Source organism: Streptomyces sp. SID3212 (assembly GCF_009865405.1).
Taxonomy (GTDB): Bacteria; Actinomycetota; Actinomycetes; order Streptomycetales; family Streptomycetaceae; genus Streptomyces.
Window position 1 is genome coordinate 1 of sequence record NZ_WWJY01000949.1, and the last position, 4,392, is coordinate 4,392.

At 74.7% G+C, this 4,392-nt stretch carries 4 protein-coding genes and 1 pseudogene; 3 read left to right on the forward strand and 2 right to left on the reverse strand.

Annotated elements, in window-relative coordinates:
* The 3 genes from GT042_RS28390 to GT042_RS28400 form a co-directional block, all read left to right on the forward strand.
* The coding region (locus tag GT042_RS28390; RefSeq protein WP_161311569.1) for a branched-chain amino acid ABC transporter permease at nucleotides 1–1,068 on the forward strand (1,068 nt) is incomplete at its 5' end.
* Entirely contained in the window at nucleotides 1,065–1,847 is a 783-nt protein-coding gene (locus tag GT042_RS28395) for an ABC transporter ATP-binding protein (protein WP_161311570.1), read from the forward strand. The genes GT042_RS28390 and GT042_RS28395, both read left to right, overlap by 4 nt.
* 10 nt (nucleotides 1,848–1,857) lie before the next feature.
* The gene (locus GT042_RS28400) at nucleotides 1,858–2,586 is read left to right on the forward strand and encodes an ABC transporter ATP-binding protein (protein WP_161311571.1); all 729 of its coding nucleotides are present in this window, start codon (nucleotides 1,858–1,860) and stop codon (nucleotides 2,584–2,586) included.
* Between the two features lie 105 nt (nucleotides 2,587–2,691).
* Here the strand turns inward: GT042_RS28400 and GT042_RS28405 are convergent, their stop codons facing one another.
* Nucleotides 2,692–3,924: an FAD-dependent monooxygenase gene (locus GT042_RS28405; protein ID WP_161311572.1), complete on the reverse strand. Its 1,233-nt coding sequence runs from the start codon at nucleotides 3,922–3,924 to the stop codon at nucleotides 2,692–2,694.
* A 218-nt stretch (nucleotides 3,925–4,142) separates the two neighbouring features.
* Nucleotides 4,143–4,392 (reverse strand): annotated as a pseudogene (locus GT042_RS28410) (xylulokinase); the annotation flags it as partial.

Here is a 4,392-nt window from a genome sequence, read left to right on the forward strand (position 1 = left end):
AGCGGCGGCGGTACGTCCCCGGCGCTCGGACGGCTCACCCGCGGGCCCGCGTGGCGGCGGGCCGTCCCGCCGCTCGTCCTGCTCGGGGTGCTGTTCGCGCTCCCGGGGATCCTGGACCCGTACAGCATCTCGCTGGCCGGTTCCGCGCTGGCCCTGGGACTGCTCGCCGTCAGTGTCACCGTCCTCACCGGCTACGCCGGTCTGCCCACCCTCGGGCAGACCGCGCCCTTCGCCGTCGGCGCGTACACCACGGCGAATCTCGCGCTCGCCGGATGGACCGTGGGGCCGGTGCAGATCGTCCTCTCGGCCCTCGCCGCGGCGGTCTTCTCCGCGCTGACGGGCCCCGCCGTGATCCGGGCCCGCGGCACCACCGTGCTGATGATCACGCTCGCCATCGGCGAGCTGACCGGCGCGGTCGTCAACCAGTTCAAGTCCGTCACCGGCGGCGCCGACGGGCTCGTCGGCTTCCCCGCCACCCAGGCGCTGTGGGGCGGGGAGGGGATGACCGGCGAGAGCGACGTCTACCGCTACGCGCTGGTCGTCGCCGCCGTCGCCGTGGCCGCCACCCTGCTCGTACTCCGCTCCCCGGCGGGGAAGCTGCTGACCGGCACCCGGGGCGCCGAGGCACGGATGCGCGCCTCCGGGCACCCGGTGGGGCGCTACCTGCTGGTGGCGTACATCTGCGCCGGGGCGCTGGCCGGCGTCGGCGGCTCGCTCATGGTCACCGTGCAGCAGTACCTCTCGCCCGCCGACGCCGGCTTCGAGATCGCCGCGTTCGCCCTGCTGGCCGCCGTCATCGGCGGTGGTACGTCGGTGATCGGCGCTCTGGCGGGCGCCGGGCTCATCGTCCTCACCCGCGACCTGGTGGCCAGTTCGTGGCCCGGGCACGGGCCGCTGCTGCTCGGCGTCCTGTTCGTCGCCGCCGTGTACCTGCTGCCACGCGGTCTCGCCGGCCTGTTCGCCGGATCCGGCGCGACGTGGCGCGGGCCCGGCCGGCCGGGACCCGACGAGCGGTCGCCCTCCACCGCCACGCCCACCCCGCCCCTCGCCGGGAAGGCCGCCCCATGACGCCACCCACGCCGACCTCCCCACCGGCGTCCCCGCTGCTGGACCTCACCGGTCTCACCCGCAGGTACGGCAGCCTCACCGCCGTCGACGACGTCACCCTGCGGCTGCCCGCCGGAGCCCGGCACGCCGTCATCGGTCCCAACGGCGCGGGCAAGACCACCCTGCTCAACCTCATCGCGGGTACGGACCGGCCGGACCGGGGCACCATCGTCCTGGACGGCGCGGACATCACCCGTACCCCCACCGCCCGACGCGGTCGTCTCGGTGTCGCCCGCAGCTTCCAACAGCCCTCGGTGATGGCCGAGTTGACGGTCCTGGACAACGTCGTACTGGCGGGCTGGCCCCACCACCCCGCACACCGCGGCGCCTGGCGCAGCCCGTCCCGCCTCCGGCGGCACACCGAGTCGGCGGGCCGCCATCTGGAGGCCGTGGGGCTCGCGGACCTCGCCCACCGGCCGGCCTCCGTCCTCTCCCACGGACAGCGCCGCATGCTCGACCTCGCCGCCGCGCTGGCGGGCGACCCGCGCCTGCTGCTCCTGGACGAGCCGGCCGCCGGGCTGACGGACGGCGACATCGGGCGGCTGCTCGGCGTCCTCGGGGGACTGCCGGAGAGCGTCGCGATCATCCTGGTCGAGCACCATGTGGAGGTCGTCGCCCAACTCGCCACGACCGTCACGGTCCTGGCGGCCGGGCGGGTGCTCGTCACCGGTCCGGTCCAGGAGGCGCTCGCCCACCCCGAGGTCCGCGAGGCGTACCACAGCACCGGCGCGAAAGGATGACCGACCACCGATGCTCGAACTCACCGGCCTGACCGCCGGCTACCACGGCGGCACAGTCCTGCACGGTCTCGACCTGTCCGTGCCCGCAGGCACGGTCCACGCCGTCGTCGGCCACAACGGGGCGGGCAAGACCACCCTCGTGCACACCGTCGCCGGACTGATGCGGCCCACTGCCGGCACCGTACGGATCGGCGGCCGGGACATGACGGGGCAGCCCGCGCACCGCATGGCCCGCGCCGGGATCGGTCTCGTACCGCAGGGCCGGCGGGTGTTCGCCGGGCTCACCGTCGCCGAGCACCTGCGGCTGTCCTACCGGCCACCGCGCCGGGGCGACACCACCCGCCCCAGCGTGTGGACCCCCGCACGCGTCCTGGAACTCCTGCCCCGGCTGGGCGAGCGCCGGGGCAACCGGGGGGCGGACCTGTCCGGCGGCGAGCAGCAGATGCTGGCCCTGGCCCGCGCCCTGCTCGGCTCGCCCGGCGTGCTGCTGCTCGACGAGCCGACGGAGGGCCTCGCGCCCCAACTCGTCGGGCAGGTGCACTCGTTGATCGCCACGCTCGCGGACGAGGGCCTCGCCGTCCTGCTGGTGTCCCCGAGCCCGGCGCAGGCGGCCGAGTGCGCCCGTACGCTCACGGTCCTCACCTCGGGACGGACGACGCTGCGGCTGGACGGCGCGGACGCCCGCGCCGACGCCACCGCGCTGCACGCGGCACTCGAACTCGCGCCGACAGCGCGCTGACACACTCCGACACAGTCGGGCCGACACTCCGGCACGCTCGGCGTCACGAACGGAACGCGCCGGGGGCGGGATCACCGCCCCCGGCGTGCTCAGGGCCCCTCGTCTCTACCGGGGCTTGATGCTGTGGCCGCCGAAGCCGCTGCGCCGGTCGGAGCCCTTGTTCTGGCCCTGCCACCACGCGTCGAACTCCGCCTGTCCCATGGCGGACCAGTCCGGTGTGTTCTCGACCTGCGCGGCGCCCATCCCGCGCGCGAGGGCCACCATCGCCGACCCGACCGGGCCGCGCTCGGCGTCGTACCTCTCCAGGACCTCTTTCCAGCTGCTCCCGGCCGCCCAGGCGGCCTCCAGCGCGTTGGCGTCCTGGAGCGCCTTCACACTGCCGGCGCCGATGTGCGGCCGGGTGACGGTGGCGGCGTCCCCGACGAGCGCCATCCGGCCGGAGGTGTAGTGGGGCACCTCGACGTCGTAGATGGGCTGGATGAAGGTGGACTCGGCGGGGGTACGGAGCAGCTTGTCCGCCCAGTACGGCGGGAAGTGCTCGGTCACCAGGGCGCGCAGGTGCGCGGTGAGCTCCGGGCTCAGCCCGCCCGGCGGTACGGAACCGGGGGCGCCGCGGTCCGCGGTGGACGGGCCCGGGGCGGGGCCGCCGGCCGGCGGGGGTGTCGTGTAGAGGATCCAGTTGAGCCGGTGGCCGCCGGTGCCGTCCGGGATCCGGTAGGCCATGCAGTGGCCGCCGGGGAAGACGATGTTGTGCGCGCTGTGCCCGTCCGAGGGGAGACCGGTGACGTCCGGCGACGTACCGCGCCAGCCGATGTAACCGGCGTACGCCGCGCCGACGCCGGGGAACATGGCCTCGCGGATCACCGAGCGGTACCCGTCGGCGCCGATCACCACGTCGAAGTGCTCCTCGTAGCCGTCCGCGAGCCGTAACGTCACCCCGTCCGCGTCCGGCTCGACCCCGGTGACCGTCACGCCGGTCCGGTAGGACACGTCGTCGGGGACCCGGCGGCGCAACTCGCTCCACAGGGAACCCCAGTTGTACGCGCGGAAGGGGAACGGCTGCACCCCGACCACCCGGCCGTGCTCCGCCTCGCCGTCGCGTGTGCTCCACACCCGCTCGGTCAGGGGCGCCCAGGGAATCTCGGGGGCCAGGTAACCGGCGCTCCGCAGCTCCTCGTACCGGTCGTCGTGCAGTCCGATTCCCACGCCCCTGTCGCGGAGCCGGTCGTCGGCCCGCTCGAAGACGGTGATCCTCCCGGCCCCGCCCCGCGACGCGGCCAAGGCCGCGGCACACCCCGCTATGCTGCCGCCGACCACGGCGACGCTGCCACCACGCATGACTCGCCTTTCCTCACTAGACCACTCAGTCACTCAGTCACTCAGTCACTCGGTCACTCGATGGTCCGGTCACCGTCGCGCGCGCTGCCGCGCCGGTGTGACCGTACGTAACTCCGCCCAGGACAAGGCGCGTTGACCGGCCGAACCGCGGCCAGATCCTGGGCGGAATCCTATCGAGGAGCGACGGAGGGGGGGCGGCATGATCGAGAAGACACGCCCTAGGACAGCAACCCCGGCGCCGCCCGGTCCAGGACCGAGCCCACGCGCTCCCACGTCTCCACGTCCCGCTCCACCGCCTCCAGCTCCGGCCCCGCGCCCGTGCCCCAGGACGACGCGATCGCCACCGGGTCCTCGCCCGTCGCGGCGCTCGCCGCCAGGGCCGCCGCGCCCAGCGCGACCAGTTCGCCGGTCTCGGGAACGATCAGGGCGCGGCCCGACAGCCGCCGTACGGTCTCCACCCAGGTCCGC

Bases quoted from the DNA above. Each gene is read 5' to 3' on its own strand.
- GT042_RS28395 (WP_161311570.1), top strand. From the start codon at position 1,065: ATGACGCCACCCACGCCGACCTCCCCACCGGCGTCCCCGCTGCTGGAC.
- GT042_RS28400 (WP_161311571.1), top strand. From the start codon at position 1,858: ATGCTCGAACTCACCGGCCTGACCGCCGGCTACCACGGCGGCACAGTC.
- GT042_RS28405 (WP_161311572.1), bottom strand. From the start codon at position 3,924: ATGCGTGGTGGCAGCGTCGCCGTGGTCGGCGGCAGCATAGCGGGGTGT.